The sequence below is a fragment of the Solirubrobacter phytolaccae genome, from assembly GCF_027587195.1.
GTDB lineage: Bacteria > Actinomycetota > Thermoleophilia > Solirubrobacterales > Solirubrobacteraceae > Solirubrobacter > Solirubrobacter phytolaccae.
This window is the reverse complement of the sequence record NZ_JAPDDP010000016.1, coordinates 19,413-33,990: the sequence shown is the minus strand read 5'-3', so window position 1 is coordinate 33,990 and position 14,578 is coordinate 19,413. Positions and strand designations below refer to the sequence as shown.

Genomic DNA, 14,578 nt, shown 5'->3' with positions numbered 1-14,578 from the left:
GGACTTCGCCGCGCGGGCTTGAAAGCTCCGCGCGGTGGGCGTCCCCCTCGATCCTCCGAAACGCCGCGAAGAGCCGCCGACCGTGCGCGTCGAGCCCGCGTTCTCGCCGCGGATCATCATCCGCACGCTCTTCATCGTCGTCTTCTTCGCGCTCGCGCTCTGGCTCGTGTTCCTTCTGCGCAAGCCGATCAGCTGGGTCCTGATCGCCGTGTTCCTGGCGGTCGCGCTCAGCGGCCCCGTCAACTGGCTCGACCAGTGGATGAAACGCGGGTTCGCGATCACGATCGTCTACCTCGCGCTGCTGCTGATCCCGATCGGGATCGCGAGCATCATCGTCCCACCGCTCGTCACCCAGGGCAACAACCTGATCCAGAACCTGCCGACGTACGCGCAGGACGCACAGGAGTTCGTCGAGGGCAACTCGCGCCTGCGCAGCCTGGAAGAGGACTACAACATCACCGAGAAGCTGCAGGAGGAAGCGGAGAAGCTTCCCGCGCGCATCGGTGACGCGGCCAACGTGCTCGGCGACATCGGCCTCGGCGTCGTCAACTCGCTCTTCGCGCTGTTCACGATCCTCGTGCTGACGGCGTTCCTGCTCGGCAGCGGACGGGGCTGGGTGGAACGCGCGATCGAGCTGCAGCCCCCAGCGCGCTCGGCCCGCATGAGCAAGGCGCTCGGGCACATGGGCAAGGCGGTCGGCGCGTACGTCGGCGGCGTGCTCGCGCAGGCCACGGTCGCGGCGGTGAGCGCGTACATCGTGCTGATCATCCTCGACGTGCCGTTCGCGGCGGCGCTCGCGATCATCATCTTCTTCGCCGACCTCGTGCCGCTTATCGGCGCGACGATTGGCGCCGTGCTCGTCGGCGTCGTCACGGTCTTCGCGGACTTCCCGACGGCGACGATCGTGTGGGCGATCTACTCGATCATCTACCAGCAGGTCGAGAACACGCTGATCCAGCCGCAGATCCAGAAACGCGCGGTCAACGTGCACCCGTTCATCGTGCTCGTCGCCGTGCTGTTCGGCTCGACGCTGCTCGGCGTGCTGGGCGCGCTGGTCGCGATCCCCGTGGCCGCGTCCGTGCAGATCGCGATCCGCGAGTGGTGGGACTACCGGCACGAACGCCACCGGGCCGAGCTGACGGCCGGCGCGGTTCCGCCCGGGGACATCACGCCCCCGAAGCCCGCGCCGGCGTAGCGACCTAGTAGTACCGGCGCGAGTTTCGGCGGCCGGTCAGCAGACCGGTCATGGCGGCGATCCCGCCGCCGACGACGAAGCCCGCGACGGCCGCGCCGATGATGACCTCGCGCTTATGCGCCTTCAGCTGCGAGCGCCAGTCCGTGGCCTTGACGATCTCGCCGCGGAGGTTCTCCACGGCGAGGCCGAGCTCGGCCCGGTTGGCCTCGATCGAGCGCCGGATCTCCTCCGGCGTGCGCTGAGCACTCATCGCTTGGCCTCCACCTTGCCGGGGGTGGTCGGCGCCACGACGCCCTGGGGCGTGGCCGGCTGCGACGACTGAATCGTGGCCTTGATGAGCTGTGCCTCCTCGATCGCCATCTGCGGGGTGGGCGGCGTGCCCTTCTTGAAGAAGCGCGCGGCCAAGAAGCCCGCGATGCCGCCGAACAGGAACAGCGCGCCCGACAGGATCAGGTAGCCGAGCCACGGGTTGGACCCGAGCACGTCCGCGATCAGCAGCGCGAGGAAGTGCAGGAAGTAGATGAGCCCCGCGAGCACGAAGATGCCGGCGGCGGCGCCGACGGCGATGCCCTTGACCAGGCCGGTGACCTTCTCGGTCACCTCGGCCTTGGCCAGCGCGATCTCCTCGCGCACCAGCAGCTGCCCCTTCTCGGTGACCTCTTGGATCGCCTTCGCGAGCTCTGATGTCTGATGTTCCGGGGGCACTAGTCGACCAGCCTCTTGAAGATGCGAGCGGCCAGGAAGGCGCCCACGAACACGGCGCCCGCGAGCACCTCGGGACGGTCGAGCGGGCCGGGCTCGCCCGGCTCCTTGGCGACGGGCGGACGGTACGCCGCCCCGCCGGCCGCCGACGCGGCGACGGCCGGGTCGGTGTCCGAGCCGAGGCCCGGGCTCATGACGTTGGCGCCCGAGACGGTCGCGGGCGCTTCCTTGGCGGGCGTGGAGGACTCGACCTTCAGCCGCTCCGCGGCCCCGGCCTGCTCACGTGCACGGCGCGCTTCGGCTTCGGCCCGCTCGGCCTCTTGGCGCGCGCGCCGCTCCTTGCGGGTCTGCTTCTCCTCTTCGCGGCGAGCGGCCTCGGCCTGCTCATGCGCCTTGGCCGTCTCCTCCTCGGCGCGGCGCGCGTCGGTTTCGCGCAGCTCGGCGCGCAGCTCGGCGCCACGGGCTTCGGCCTTCTGGCGCTCGGCCTGCTCCTCCGCCTCGCGTGCGGCCGCGGCGGCCGTGGCTTCAGCGGCCGTCGAGCCCGCGGCGGCGCTGCCCGCCTCGGCGGGCGTGCCGGGCGGCACGAGGTCCGGCGGAGCGTCCCACTCCTGGGTGCGGTCGGGATCGTTCGTGCTCACTCCGGCGGATCTTCCCCAAAGATGCGGCGGAAAACCACCGCGGCGAGACGCGTCGTCGCGATCGAGGCCAGTGCTCCGACGCCGGCGAGCAGGCCAGACCAGGCCAGGCGCTTGACGAGATCGTTGTCCATAGCGGCGGAGTCTATGCGGCCAGGCCACCGCAGATGGTCTGGACGATGTGGGCCTTGGCGCTGTCGTACGCGTCCTCACCCTCGTCGAGCAGCCCGAAGATCCATCCCGTCAACACCTGCTCGATCGCGCCGTAGAAGGACATGACCGCGAACTCGGCCGGGATCTCGGACCGGAATTCGCCGCGTTGCTGCGCCTTCTCGACCACCCCCCGGATGAGTGCGTAGGCCTCGTCGATCTTGCGGATGTGGACGGCGCCGAACGAGTTCGCGGCCCGCGTGACCTCGACGATGATGACCTTCATCAGGTCGGGATCGTGACGGTAGGAGTCGATGATGAAGCCCGCGATCGCGTGCAGCTTCTCCTCGGCGGGCAGGTCCGTCGCGTCCGTGTGGCGGATCGCCTCGAGCAGGACCTCCCAGCGCTCGAGGAAGAGCGTGTCGAGCACCTGGTCCTTGGACTTGAAGTAGTGGTAGACGAGCCCGTAGGCCACGCCCGCCTCATCCGCGATGTCCGACACGCGGCACTTGTGGAACCCGTCGCGCGCGAACACGCGGACGGCGGCGTCGAGGATGATCCGCCGCTTGTCGACGGGCGCCGCCTTCGTCACGCGGGGATCTCGGACGGCCACACGTACGCCTCCGGGCGCCGGTTGGCGAGCGAGGGCAGCGTGCGGCGGATCTCGGCCTGGCGCTCGAGGTCCAGCTCGGCGACGACGAACGTCTCCGTGTCCGGCGCGGTCGCGAGGACGACGCCCCACGGGTCGACGACCATCGACCGGCCTCCGGAGCGGATGCCGGGCGCGTGCTCGCCGATCTGGTTGGCGGCGACGACGAACGCCTGCCCCTCGATCGCGCGGGCGCGCAGCAGGATCTCCCAGTGGTCGCGCGTGGTCGCGAACGTGAACGCGGCCGGGACGGCGACGATCTCCGCGCCCTTGACCGCGAGGATGCGGTAGAGCTCCGGGAAGCGGACGTCGTAACAGATCGAGAGGCCGAGCCCGGTGCCGTCGCTCGTCTCCGAGACGACGATCTCCTCGCCCGGCGCCTCGTTGGCGGACTCCTTGTAGACGCGCCCGCCGACCTCCACGTCGAACATGTGGATCTTGCGGTAGGTCGCGCGAATCTCGCCGTCCGGCGAGACGTGCAGCGACGTGTTGCTGTGCCGCGGCTCGCCCTGCTCGGTGAACGAACCCGCGACCAGGTCGATCGACAGCTCGCGCGCGAGGCTCCGCGCCCACTGCGCGACGGGACCGTCCAGCGGCTCGGCCGCGGCGATCGTCTGCTCCGGCGTGCCCAGCGCGGGCCACTTCTCCGGCAGGACCACGAGCTCGGCGCCCGCCTTGGCGGCCGCCCGCGTCAGGCGGTCGGCGGTGGCGAGGTTGCGGTCGCGGTCAGGGGTTGACTGCAGCTGAACGGCGGCGGCGCGCACGGGGAAGTGTCCTCCTTCGTCGGGTTGACTAACGAGTCAATCCGGTGGCTGAGCATATCGTGTGAACCGCATGCCGCTACGGAAATCCTGGCGCTGGATCGGCGCGTTCGGCCCCGACACGATGCTGTGCGTCGCGCACGCCCGCGTCGGCGTGATCCGCCGCTCCTGGTGGGCCGTGTGGGACGGGACGACGCTGCACGAGGGGACGCGTGCGCCGTTCGACCTGCAGGTCGACCACGGCGAGCCGATCGAGGTCACGACCGGCCCGGCGTTCACGCGCAAGACGCCGCTCCGCGTGCGCGGGACCGTGCTGGGGAAGGACATCGACCTGCCCGGCCTGCTCGACGAGTCCCACGGCCGCCACGCGCGGCGCACGTCCTGGATGTGGTCGGCGGGCGCGGGGCGCACCGTCGACGGCACGCCGGTCGTCTGGAACCTCGTCGACGGCCTGCACGACGGGTCGCCGAGCGAGCGCACCGTCTGGCTCGACGGCGTCCCGCACGAGGTCGGCGCGGTCGTCTTCGACGGCCTCGACGGCGTCGCCGACCTGCGCTTCACCGCGTCCGCCACGCGGGCGAAGAAGGAGAACTACCTCGTGCTCGCCTCCGACTACGAGCAGCCGTTCGGCACGTTCACGGGACGCCTGCCGACGGGCGAGACGCTCGCCGAGGGCTACGGCGTGATGGAACGCCACGAGGCGCTGTGGTGAACATAAAGCCCCTGGGGCTTTATGTTCGCGCGGGGCGCGCGTGATCTTCGCCGCGGCGGCGCTCGTCGCCGCCATCGCCGCCGCGATCGCGCGGCGCGCGCCCGAGGCCCTGGTCGCGCTGGCGGGCGCGGCACTGCTGCTCGTGATCGGCGTGCTCGAGCCGGCCGACGCGCTGGACGAGGCCGAGTCGCTCGCGTCCACGCTCGTCGTGCTCGCGGCGCTGCTCGTGCTCGGTGACGGGTGCCGGCGGGCCGGGCTGTTCGACGCGCTCGCCGCGCGGATGGCGGCCCGCGCGCGCGGCTCGGGTCCGCGGCTGCTCGCGTACGTGTTCGCGGCCGCCGTCGCGGTGACCGCCGTGCTCGGGCTCGACGCGACCGTGGTGCTGCTCACGCCCGCCGCCTTCGCCGCCGCCGCGAAGGCGCGCATGCCCGGCCGGCCGCACGTCTACGCGACCTCCCACCTGGCCAACTCCGCTTCCCTCCTGCTGCCCATCTCCAACCTCACGAACCTGCTCGCGTTCAAGGCGACGGAGCTGTCGTTCGCGGGCTTCGCGGCGAAGATGGCGCTGCCGACCGCGGTCGCAGTCGCGATCGAGTGGCTCGTGCTCCGCCGCGTGTTCCGGAACGCGCTCGAGACGCCCGGCCGCGCGCCCCGCACCGACCTGCCGCCGCTCCCGAAGCGGCCGCTGATCATCCTCGCGCTCACGCTCGCGGGGTTCGTCGCCGCGGGCCCGCTGGGCATCGACGCGGCGTACCCCGCCGTGCTCGGCGCGCTGGCGATGGTCCCGCGGCTGAAGGCGATCGACCTGCCGCTGATCGCGTTCGTGCTCGGCCTCGGGCTGATCGTCCGCGCCCTGGCCGACGCCGGGCTCGCCGACGTCGTCGAGGACATCCTCCCGCACGGCACGGGGCTGCTCGCGCTGCTCGGCGCGACGTTCCTCGCTGCGGCACTCGCGAACGTCCTCAACAACGTCCCCGCCCTGCTCGTGCTGCTGCCCGCGGCCGCCGCGGCGGGCCCGCACATCGTGCTCGCGGTGCTGATCGGCGTCAACGCCGGGCCGAACCTCACGTACACGGGCTCGCTCGCGACGCTCCTCTGGCGCCGCGTGCTGCGCGAGCAGGGCGAGGAGGTCAGCCACCGCGAGTTCCACCTCCTCGGCGCGCTCTCGGTCCCCCCGATCCTGATCGGCGCTACGGTCGCCCTATGGCTGACGGTGTGAACGTCCTCGCCTGGATCACCGAAGGCGGCTGGGAGGCCGCGATCGACGCGGTCGCGCAACTGCACGCGACCGAGGTCACGCTCGTCCACGTCGACACGGTCGACCTGCCCGGCCGCGGGCATCGCCACCACGAGGTGATGGAGCGGATGCACGCGCTCGCCGGCGAGGCCGCGCTCGCGCTGCTCGAGGATGCGGAGGAGCGGCTCGGATACGCGACGACCAAGCGCGCGGAGACCGGCGTCGCCGAGACGATCGTCTACGCGCTGGCGCAGGAGCACGACGTGCTGGTGGTCGCGCGTGACGGACGTCACATCGGCCCGCACTCGATCGGGCATGATCAGCGTTGGGTGATCGATCACGCGCCCTGCACCGTGATCGTCGCCTGGCCCGAAGGCGCGCCCGATCCCCGCGACGAGCCGCCGAAGCCAAAGCCGAAACCGCCGCACAGCAAGCCCAAGCCGAAGCCAAAGCCGAAACCGCTATGAGCCTCCCGCCCGGCCCGTCAGGTCCTCACATCCTGCAGACGATGGGCTGGCTCTCGCGCCCCGGCCCGTACTCGCGCCGGCTGCGCGCCCGCTACGGCGACGTCATCACGCTGCACGTCGAGCAGCACGCGCCGTGGGTGCTGCTCGGCCACCCAGACCACGTCAAGCAGGTCTTCACCGGAGACCCGAACGTCCTGCACGCCGGGGAGGGCAACGCGATCCTCAAGCCGCTGCTCGGCCCGCGCAGCGTGCTGCTGCTCGACGGCAAGGAGCACCTGCAGCAGCGCAAGCTGATGCTGCCGCCCTTCCACGGCGAGCGCATGCAGGCCTACGGCGACATGATCCGCGAGATCGCGCGTGAGGAGGTCGCGAGCTGGCCGACGGGCGAGCCGCTCCCCACCCGCCTGCGAACGCAGGCGTTGACGCTCGAGATCATCATGCGCGCGATCTTCGGCACGCGCGACGAGCGCCTGCGCGACGCGATCAACACGCTGCTCGAGTTCGTCGGCCGTCCGAGCTCGCTCGTGCTCGCCGTGGTCGGCGGCAAGCGCGCCAACCACTACGTGTACGGCCGCGTGCGCGCCGAGGTCGACCGGCTGCTCGCGGAGCTGATCGCCGCCCGCCGCGCCGACCCGGAGCTCGACCACAAGGACGACATCCTCTCGCTGCTGATGTCCGGCACCGACATGGACGACGCGACGCTGATCGACGAGCTCGTGACGCTGCTCGCGGCCGGGCACGAGACGACCGCGACCGCGCTCGCCTGGGCGCTCGAGCGGCTCTCCCGCCATCCCGCCGCGTGGGCGCGGCTGCGCGAGGGCGAGGACGACTACCTGGACGCCGTGTGCAAGGAGACGCTGCGCCTGCGCCCGGTCATCCCGGCCGTGATCCGGATGCTCAAGGCGCCGTACGAGATCGGCGGCTACGAACTGCCCGCGGGCGTCGCCGTCGTCCCGTCGATCCATCTGGTGCACACGCGCGAGGACACCTACCCGGACCCGCTCGTGTTCCGCCCCGAGCGGTTCCTCGAGCAGCCCGCCGGGACCTACACGTGGATCCCGTTCGGCGGTGGCGTGCGCCGCTGCCTCGGCGCGACCTTCGCGCTGTTCGAGATGCGCTGGGTGCTGCGCGCGATCGCCGACGCGGTGGTGGACCTGCAACCGGCGACGCCACGCTCGGAGGGCACCAAGCACCGCAGCATCACCCTCGCGCCGCAGGCCGACGGCCGCGTCATCGTGGCGCGACGAACAACGCCTGCGCGCCGCGCGCAACCGGTCCCGACCGGTCGCTGAGCACGCTCGAAGCGAGCCCCGCCCCACCTTCCGCGAGCTGCGTCGCGGCGTCCAGCAGCACCCACTCGCCGACCGGCTCGCGCGCGAAGTGCACGGTCAGCTCGGTGTTGATGAACAGGTAGCGGCTCCAGTCGAGCACGTTCGACGCGCCGTTGCCGGAGTCGGCGACGACCACCACGCGCTGCCGCGGCGACGGCTCCTCGCCCTCCACGAGCGGGAGCTTCATCCGCGTCCACACGGTCGCCGGCCCGCGGTCCAGCCAGCCGCCGCGCACCCACCGCCACTCGACGGCGTGCGCGTACCCGAACGCCTCGCCGAGCGCCGCGGGCGGCACGTCGTCGGCGTCGGGCAGCGAAGTTAAAGGACCTGGGGCTTTATCTTCGGGCATCCCCACCGGCGAGGCCCGTACCCGCCACGCCCGTGCCCGCAGCACGTCGCGCCCGTCCGCGCTCAGCGTTCCCGCCAGCAGCTCGACCGACCGTCCTGGCCGCTCGACCTCGGCACGCACCTCCAGCTCGCCGATCGGGACCGGCCCGAGGATCTCGACCGTCATCCGCGCGATCACGAGCTCCGAGCCGTCGAGCTGCTCGAACGCGCGCAGCAGCAGGGCCGACGGCGGCCCGGCGTGCTGGTGCTGTGGGTCCCACGGCCCGCTCGTCCGCTCGGTCGCGCGGAACCGGCCCTCGCCCAACGGCACGTAGAACGCGCTCACGACAGACCCAGCAGCGCGCGCGCCTCGTCGACGGTCGCCAGCTTGCGTCCCGCGTCGATCGCCATCCGCGCGCCGCGCGCCACGAGGTCCCCGTTCGACCGCGCCATCTCGCCCTCGGGCAGGTAGAAGTTGTCCTCGAGCCCGACGCGGATGTTCCCGCCCAGCGACAGCGCGGCGGCGAGCAGGCCCCACTGGGCGCGGGAGATGCCGATCACGCCCCACTGGTGCGGCACGTCCGGCACCTGCTCGGCCATGTGCGCGACGTTGCGGGCGGTCGGCCGGATGCCGCCGGTCACGCCCATCACGAACGACACCTGCAGCGGCGGCGTCAGCACGCCCATGTCGAGCAGGGGATCCAAGGACGCCACGTGCCCGGAGTCGAAGCACTCGTGCTCAGGCCGGATGCCGGTTTCGACCATCGTCGCCAGCAGCGCAGTGATGTCGTCGAACGAGTTCTCGAACACGGCCTTGAACACGAAGTCCTTGCGACGGGCCGAGTACTTGGCGTAGTTCATCGAGCCCATGTTCAGCGCGCCGACCTCGGGCCGCAGCTCGCGCAGATACGCCTGCTTGGTCTCGAGCGGCACGCCCAGCGCGCCCGTCGAGTAGTTGATGATCAGCCCGCGCCCGACCTCCGCGCGGATCGCGTCCGTGATCGCCGCGAAGTCCTCCACCGCGTGCGACGGCGTGCCGTCGGGCCGGCGCGCGTGGATGTGGATCATCACGCCGCCCTCGTCGGCGATCCGCCGCGCCTCGGCCGCGTATTCCAAAGGCGTGTACGGGATCGCCGGGCACTGGTCGCGCGAGGCGAGCGCGCCGGAGACGGCGCACGTCAGGATCACGGGGTCGTCCACGCGCGAAGGCTTATCGCAACGAGCCGTTGCGCGCGCCCTTGTCCACGTACATCGCCCGATCGGCGTGCGCGAGCAGGTCCTCGGCCGTCCCGCCGTCGGACGGGTACAGCGCCACGCCGATCGCCGCGCCCAGCTCCATCTCCTCGAACGCCGGGACGAGCGCCTCGCGCACGCGCTCCACGGCTTCGGCCACCGCGCCGGCGCGCTCGAGGTCCGTGAGCACGACCACGAACTCGTCGCCGCCGAGCCGGGCGACCAGGTCGCGCTCGCGCACGCAGCGCCGCAGCCGCGCCGCCACCTCGCGCAACGCGAGATCGCCCGCCGCGTGCCCGCGGGTGTCGTTGATGGCCTTGAAGCCGTCCAGGTCGAGCATGACCACGCCGACCGCACGGGAGCGCGCACCCGCCCGCCCCAGCGCGGCCTCCAGCGTCCGCTCGAGCGCCCGCCGGTTCGCGAGCCCGGTCAGCGCGTCGTGGTCGGCCTCGTGGCGCGTGCGCCGGTTCTGCTCCACCCGCTCGGTGACGTCGTCGTAGGAGGCGACCGCACCGTACTGCTCCCCGTGCTCGTCACGCAGCGGGTTCGCGTGGATCTCGACCCACAGCAGCGAGCCGTCGCGACGCACGAAGCGCACGACCTGGTCGGAGACCTCCTCGCCGCGCAGCGCGCGGGTGAGCGGCAGCTGCTCGTCGGTCAGCAGGTGCCCGCGCTCGTCGAGCAGGTCGACGGGCACGCCGTCCAGCGGCCGGTCCGCCAGCTCCTCGACGGTCACGCCGAACAGCGCCGCGGCGGCGTCGTTGACGACCACCACGCAGGCCTCCATGTCGATCACGACGACGCCCTCCTGCAGGCGCGAGAGGATCTCGCCGTTCAGCTGCTCGGACGCCCGCAGCGAGCGCAGGTGCGCGCGGCGTGCGGTGATGTCCTCCAGCGCCGCGAGCACCGACGTGCCGCCGAGCGGGATGATCTGCACCCGCCACCAGCGCTCGCGGTCGCCGGGCCACTCGAGCACCATCGGCTCCTGCGCCTGGCACGCCGCAGCGAGCGCATCAGCCTCGCACGGGAGGTCGATCCGCCGGCGCGCCTCCTCGCTCGCCCAGGAGCGGGTCAGGATGCCCCGGCTGAGCTCCCACAGCTGGAGTGCGACCGGCACTTGATCAAGCACATGGCGATCGGTCACGCGCAAGTCGTTTACCCACTCAAACGGGGATCACACCCCGCTTGCGGTAAGGACGCTCCAATTTCTTGCCTTCTGCGAGTCGCAGCGCCTTGATGATCGTGGGACGCGTCTCGCGCGGATCGATGACGTCGTCGATCATGCCGTTGCTCGCCGCGATGTAGACGTCGATCATCTTGCGGTAGGCGTCGACCATGTCGGCCTTGTTCGGCGCGTCGCGGAACAGGATCTCGGCGGCGCCCTCCGCGCCCATCACGGAGATCTCCGCCGACGGCCAGGCGACGATGAGGTCGGGCTCGTAGGCGCGACCGTTCATCACGTAGTAGCCGGCGCCGTAGGCCTTGCGCAGCACGACCGTGATCTTGGGCACCGTGGCGGACGCCACCGCGTGCAGCATCTTCGCGCCGTGGCGGATGATCCCGGCCTGCTCGACCTTCGTGCCGACCATGAAGCCGGGCACGTCGACGAGGAACACCAGCGGGATCCCGAACGCGTCGCACAGCTGGACGAAGCGCGCGGCCTTGTCGGCGGAGTCGTTGTCGAGGATGCCGCCGAGTTGGCGCGGCTGGGACGCGACGATCCCGACCGGCATCCCGCCCATCCGCGCGAACGCCGTGATGATCGTCTTCGCCCACTTGGGCTTCAGGTCCAGCCACGAGCCGTCGTCGACGATCAGCTTGATCACGTCGTACATGTCATAGGGCTTACGATTGGACTCCGGGAGGACGTCCAGCAGCGCGTCCTCCATGCGGTCCACCGGGTCGGACACCGGGAGCCGCGGCGGCGCCTGCTCGCAGTGCGCAGGGAAGTACGACAGGTACTCCTTGATGCGCGCGATGCACTCCTCGTCGTCGGCCACCTCGAGGTCCCCGACGCCCGACTTGCGGCAGTGCACGCGCGCCCCGCCGAGCTCCTCCGGCGTGACGTCCTCGCCGATCGCGGCGCGCACCAGGTGCGGCCCGGCGAGCGCCATCGACCCGCGCCCGCTGACCATCGGCACGAAGTCGGCGAGCCCCGGGATGTACGCCGTGCCCGCCGCGCACGGCCCCATCACCGCGGCGACCTGCGGGACCACGCCGCTCATCACCGACTGCTCGCGAAACAGTGCGCCCGTCTGCGCGAACTGCGCGCCGACCGCCTCCTGGATCCGCGCGCCGGCGGAGTCCAGCAGCCACACGATCGGGATCCGCTTGCTGAGCGCCAGCTCGCGCACCCGCGCGACCTTGATCTCGCCCGTCATCCCCATCGCCCCGGCCATGACCGTGAAGTCGTAGGCGACGATCGCGACGGGCCGCCCGTCCACGTGGCCCCAGCCCGTGATCACACCGTCGGCGGGCGCGTCCTTGCCGTCCATCGCGCGCTGGGAGAAGTGCGGGCGGGCGTGGATGCCCAGCTCCGTGAAGTCTTCGGTGAGCAGCGCGATCCGCTCGCGTGCGGTCAGCTTGCCCGCTTCGTGCTGGCGGGCGATCTTCGCTTCTCCACCGCCCAATCGGGCGGCGGCACGTCGTTCCTCGAGCTCAGCGGCCAGCGGTCGCAACATATCCGTAGCCTGCCAGCCGCGCGTCGGCGAGGCGCAGCACGGCGGCGACGGAGCCGCCTTCCCTCGGCAGGTCCACGGTGACGCCGCGACAGCGCACGCCGCTGGCGCGATCGCGCACCCCGGTGCAGGCCGCGGCGACGACCTCGGCCGTGCCCTCGTCCAGCAGCGCGCACAGCTGCACGCCGCCGAGCCGGTACACGTGGCCGTGGCCGACGAGGATGCTCTCCAGACGGGCGCCGAGCCGCGCCAGCAGCGCGTCGCCGGCGACGTGCCCGTGCGCGTCGTTGTAGCCGCGCATGCCGTGCAGGTCGAAGAGCGCGAACGTCGCGGGGTGCCCGTCCTCGAGCAGCTGCCCGAGGTCGTCGAGCAGCGCGCGGCGGTTGCCGAGGCGGGTGAGCGTGTCGTGCGTCGCCGCGAAGTGCAGCTCGGCCGCGGCCGCCGCCACCGCGCGGTTCGCACGCCTCAGCTCCACCTCGGCCATCGCCGCGCCCGCGAGGTCCTCCAGCACACCCTGGTCGCGGCCCGTCCACTGGCGCGGCTCGTGGTCGACGGCGCACAGCGCGCCGAGGCGCTCGCCGTGGGAGGTCGTGAGCGGGATGCCGAGGTAGGAGACGACGCCGAAGTCCTCGATCGCCGGGTTGTCGCGCACCTTCGGATGCTCACGCGCGTCGACGACCTCGAGCGGGCCGCCGGACTCCACGACGTACTTGCAGAACGAGTGCGAGAGCGGCGTCTCGCGCACGTGCCCGAGCCCGACCGAGCTCTTGAACACCTGGCGATCCTCGGTGATCAGCGTGAACAGCGCGACGGGGACGTGCAGGACCTCGGCGACGAGCCGCGTGACGCGGTCGAACGCGGCCTCGGAGTTGTTCTCGAGCAGGCCGGTCTCGGCCAGGGCCGCGAGGCGGCGCGGATCGCCGACGCCGGTCATGGCAGGACCACCCGCACGATCGACTCGACGAGCTCCACGTTCGCGGGCTCCGGGTACTCGAACGCGGTCACCTCGAGGCCCACGATCTCGCACTGCTCGGCGACCTGGCCGAGCAGCGTCCGCAGGCCCGTGTCCGACAGCCCACCCGGCACCGCGAACTGCGAAGGCAGGATGTCCGGGTCCAGCACGTCGAGGTCCAGGTGCACGTAGACCTTCTGGCCCGCGAGCCGGCTCGCGACGTCCGACGGCCGCAGGTTCTTGACGCCGGTCGTGTCGACGAGCACGCGCTCGCCCGCGTCGAGGTCACGCACGCCACACATGAGCACGCGCGCGGGGTCGATCGACTTCTCGAAGCCCGCGTCCCACACGCCGCACGCCGCGGACAGGCACATGCCGCCGAGGAAGCCCGACGGGGTCGTGTCCGGCGTGTTGTAGTCGCCGTGCGCGTCCAGCCACAGCACGCGCGCATCCGGCTCGTGGCGGGTGACGGCCTGGAAGGTCGTCATGCAGATCGAGCAGTCGGATGAGGTGAGCACGGGGAAGCGGCCATCGGCGAGCATGTCGTCCACCTGCCCTCCAGCCTCGAGCAAGCAGCCGTGCGAATCTCTCAGGTCCGCGTCCCAGTTGGCAATGCGAGGTTTGCCGTATGACCCCACGAGGCGCGCGTCGGGATCGAGCGCGAGCGCCAGGGCCTCGGCCCCGCGGGAGCCGCCGGGCGTCCGGTCCGAGGTCCGGCAGCGGAGGGCGGTGACGCTCAGCGGCCGGTCCACACCGGCTCCCGCTTCTCCATGAAGGCGGTCACGCCCTCCTTGATGTCGTCGGTCGAGAAGGCGAGCGAGAGCTGCGCGTGCAGGTACTCGAGCGCGTCGGCGAACGCCATGTCCTGCTGGCGGTACATCGCGGCCTTGCCCATGCGCATCAGCAGCGGCGACTTGGCCGCGAGCTTGCCCGCCCAGTCGGCGACCGCCGCGTCGAACTCCGCGTCCGGCACGACCCGGTTGACGATGCCGATCCGCTCGGCTTCGGCGGCGGAGATCTGCTCGCCGAGCAGCAGCAGCTCGTTCGTCTTCTTGCGCCCGACGTTGCGGTAGATCAGCGCCATGATCATGAACGGGAACACCCCGACGTTGATCTCGGGCGTCCCGAAGCGCGTGGACTCCTTGGCGATGATCAGGTCGCAGGCGAGCGCGACGCCGAGCGCGCCGGCGAGCACGTGGCCGTTCGCGGCGCACAGCGTCGGCTTGCCGAGCCCGCCGATCGCCTGGAAGAGCGCGACGAAGCGCTCGCTCGCGAAGTGCTTGTGCACGAGCGGATCCTCGGCCGTGAAGCCCTTGAGGTCGCCGCCCGCGGAGAAGACCTTCTCGTGCGTGGAGGTGAGCACGACCACGCGCACGTCGTCGTCGGAGCGGGCGTTCGCGAACGCGCCCAGCAGGTCGTCGAGCAGCTCGTCCGAGAGCGCGTTGCGCGCCTCGGGACGATCCATGGCGATGGTCGCGACGTGATCCCGGACGCCGTATCGCAGAGTGGTGAAACCCATCGGCAGTCGAGCCTATCCGCAGCGCGTATC

Annotated in this window: 17 protein-coding genes and 1 pseudogene; 5 read left to right on the top strand and 13 right to left on the bottom strand. The window is 71.6% G+C overall.

Translation table 11 applies throughout. The annotated features are described in order from the left end of the window. Positions 1 to 34: 34 nt before the first annotated feature. Positions 35 to 1,195, top strand: a complete 1,161-nt coding sequence (locus tag OJ997_RS10985; RefSeq protein ID WP_270025133.1) for an AI-2E family transporter — start codon at positions 35 to 37, stop codon at positions 1,193 to 1,195. 4 nt (positions 1,196 to 1,199) lie between these two features. Here the strand turns inward: OJ997_RS10985 and OJ997_RS10980 are convergent, their stop codons facing one another. Genes OJ997_RS10980 through OJ997_RS10955 form a run of 6 tightly spaced genes read right to left on the bottom strand, consistent with a single transcriptional unit; the run spans position 1,200 to position 4,095 of the window. Continuing rightward, positions 1,200 to 1,445, bottom strand: a complete 246-nt coding sequence (locus tag OJ997_RS10980; protein WP_270025132.1) for a DUF3618 domain-containing protein — start codon at positions 1,443 to 1,445, stop codon at positions 1,200 to 1,202. Continuing rightward, entirely contained in the window at positions 1,442 to 1,900 is a 459-nt protein-coding gene (locus tag OJ997_RS10975; RefSeq protein WP_270025131.1) for a phage holin family protein, read from the bottom strand. The genes OJ997_RS10980 and OJ997_RS10975 overlap by 4 nt, the downstream gene beginning before the upstream one ends. After that, positions 1,900 to 2,535: a hypothetical protein gene (locus tag OJ997_RS10970; RefSeq protein WP_270025130.1), complete on the bottom strand. Its 636-nt coding sequence runs from the start codon at positions 2,533 to 2,535 to the stop codon at positions 1,900 to 1,902. Before OJ997_RS10970 ends, OJ997_RS10975 begins: the two co-directional genes overlap by 1 nt. Beyond that, complete coding sequence (locus tag OJ997_RS10965) at positions 2,532 to 2,666, bottom strand: hypothetical protein (RefSeq protein WP_270025129.1); 135 nt, start codon at positions 2,664 to 2,666, stop codon at positions 2,532 to 2,534. The genes OJ997_RS10970 and OJ997_RS10965 overlap by 4 nt, the downstream gene beginning before the upstream one ends. A gap of 11 nt (positions 2,667 to 2,677) precedes the next feature. Then, positions 2,678 to 3,274 carry a TetR/AcrR family transcriptional regulator gene (locus tag OJ997_RS10960; RefSeq protein WP_270025128.1) on the bottom strand — a complete coding sequence of 199 codons (597 nt, stop codon included), beginning with the start codon at positions 3,272 to 3,274 and terminating at the stop codon, positions 2,678 to 2,680. Beyond that, entirely contained in the window at positions 3,271 to 4,095 is an 825-nt protein-coding gene (locus OJ997_RS10955; protein ID WP_270025127.1) for a carbon-nitrogen hydrolase family protein, read from the bottom strand. The genes OJ997_RS10960 and OJ997_RS10955 overlap by 4 nt, the downstream gene beginning before the upstream one ends. 70 nt (positions 4,096 to 4,165) lie before the next feature. Between OJ997_RS10955 and OJ997_RS10950 the strand changes: the two genes are divergently transcribed. The 4 genes and pseudogenes from OJ997_RS10950 (at position 4,166) to OJ997_RS10935 (ending at position 7,800) form a co-directional block, all read left to right on the top strand. After that, positions 4,166 to 4,804 (top strand): DUF2804 family protein, encoded by a 639-nt coding sequence (locus OJ997_RS10950; RefSeq protein ID WP_270025126.1) that lies wholly within the window; start codon positions 4,166 to 4,168, stop codon positions 4,802 to 4,804. A gap of 10 nt (positions 4,805 to 4,814) precedes the next feature. Then, positions 4,815 to 6,023: pseudogene (locus tag OJ997_RS10945) on the top strand (SLC13 family permease); the annotation flags it as partial. Continuing rightward, positions 6,008 to 6,508 (top strand): adenine nucleotide alpha hydrolase family protein, encoded by a 501-nt coding sequence (locus OJ997_RS10940; protein WP_270025125.1) that lies wholly within the window; start codon positions 6,008 to 6,010, stop codon positions 6,506 to 6,508. The pseudogene OJ997_RS10945 and the gene OJ997_RS10940, both read left to right, overlap by 16 nt. After that, positions 6,505 to 7,800, top strand: coding sequence for a cytochrome P450 (locus tag OJ997_RS10935; protein ID WP_270025124.1), 1,296 nt, complete (start codon positions 6,505 to 6,507; stop codon positions 7,798 to 7,800). Before OJ997_RS10940 ends, OJ997_RS10935 begins: the two co-directional genes overlap by 4 nt. On the opposite strand, the gene OJ997_RS10930 is transcribed toward OJ997_RS10935, so the two are convergent. Genes OJ997_RS10930 through OJ997_RS10900 form a run of 7 tightly spaced genes read right to left on the bottom strand, consistent with a single transcriptional unit; the run spans position 7,739 to position 14,548 of the window. Further along, positions 7,739 to 8,512 (bottom strand): thioesterase family protein, encoded by a 774-nt coding sequence (locus OJ997_RS10930; RefSeq protein WP_270025123.1) that lies wholly within the window; start codon positions 8,510 to 8,512, stop codon positions 7,739 to 7,741. The genes OJ997_RS10935 and OJ997_RS10930 overlap by 62 nt on opposite strands. Continuing rightward, positions 8,509 to 9,366: a beta-keto acid cleavage family enzyme gene (locus OJ997_RS10925; protein WP_270025122.1), complete on the bottom strand. Its 858-nt coding sequence runs from the start codon at positions 9,364 to 9,366 to the stop codon at positions 8,509 to 8,511. Before OJ997_RS10925 ends, OJ997_RS10930 begins: the two co-directional genes overlap by 4 nt. 10 nt (positions 9,367 to 9,376) lie before the next feature. Continuing rightward, the gene (locus tag OJ997_RS10920) at positions 9,377 to 10,516 is read right to left on the bottom strand and encodes a diguanylate cyclase domain-containing protein (protein ID WP_270025121.1); all 1,140 of its coding nucleotides are present in this window, start codon (positions 10,514 to 10,516) and stop codon (positions 9,377 to 9,379) included. A gap of 46 nt (positions 10,517 to 10,562) precedes the next feature. Then, the gene (locus tag OJ997_RS10915) at positions 10,563 to 12,080 is read right to left on the bottom strand and encodes an acyl-CoA carboxylase subunit beta (RefSeq protein WP_270025120.1); all 1,518 of its coding nucleotides are present in this window, start codon (positions 12,078 to 12,080) and stop codon (positions 10,563 to 10,565) included. After that, positions 12,058 to 13,011: a sensor domain-containing diguanylate cyclase gene (locus tag OJ997_RS10910; protein WP_270025119.1), complete on the bottom strand. Its 954-nt coding sequence runs from the start codon at positions 13,009 to 13,011 to the stop codon at positions 12,058 to 12,060. The genes OJ997_RS10915 and OJ997_RS10910 overlap by 23 nt, the downstream gene beginning before the upstream one ends. Next, positions 13,008 to 13,781, bottom strand: a complete 774-nt coding sequence (locus tag OJ997_RS10905; RefSeq protein WP_270025118.1) for an arginase family protein — start codon at positions 13,779 to 13,781, stop codon at positions 13,008 to 13,010. The genes OJ997_RS10910 and OJ997_RS10905 overlap by 4 nt, the downstream gene beginning before the upstream one ends. Then, a complete protein-coding gene (locus tag OJ997_RS10900; protein ID WP_270025117.1) occupies positions 13,766 to 14,548 on the bottom strand; it encodes an enoyl-CoA hydratase/isomerase family protein in 783 nt (260 codons plus the stop codon). The genes OJ997_RS10905 and OJ997_RS10900 overlap by 16 nt, the downstream gene beginning before the upstream one ends. Positions 14,549 to 14,578: the final 30 nt, after the last annotated feature.

Excerpts from the sequence above, each read along its gene's own strand:
- OJ997_RS10900 (WP_270025117.1), bottom strand. The coding sequence starts at position 14,548 with ATGGGTTTCACCACTCTGCGATACGGCGTCCGGGATCACGTCGCGACC.
- OJ997_RS10910 (WP_270025119.1), bottom strand. The coding sequence starts at position 13,011 with ATGACCGGCGTCGGCGATCCGCGCCGCCTCGCGGCCCTGGCCGAGACC.
- OJ997_RS10935 (WP_270025124.1), top strand. The coding sequence starts at position 6,505 with ATGAGCCTCCCGCCCGGCCCGTCAGGTCCTCACATCCTGCAGACGATG.
- OJ997_RS10940 (WP_270025125.1), top strand. The coding sequence starts at position 6,008 with ATGGCTGACGGTGTGAACGTCCTCGCCTGGATCACCGAAGGCGGCTGG.
- OJ997_RS10980 (WP_270025132.1), bottom strand. The coding sequence starts at position 1,445 with ATGAGTGCTCAGCGCACGCCGGAGGAGATCCGGCGCTCGATCGAGGCC.
- OJ997_RS10915 (WP_270025120.1), bottom strand. The coding sequence starts at position 12,080 with ATGTTGCGACCGCTGGCCGCTGAGCTCGAGGAACGACGTGCCGCCGCC.
- OJ997_RS10950 (WP_270025126.1), top strand. The coding sequence starts at position 4,166 with ATGCCGCTACGGAAATCCTGGCGCTGGATCGGCGCGTTCGGCCCCGAC.
- OJ997_RS10965 (WP_270025129.1), bottom strand. The coding sequence starts at position 2,666 with ATGGACAACGATCTCGTCAAGCGCCTGGCCTGGTCTGGCCTGCTCGCC.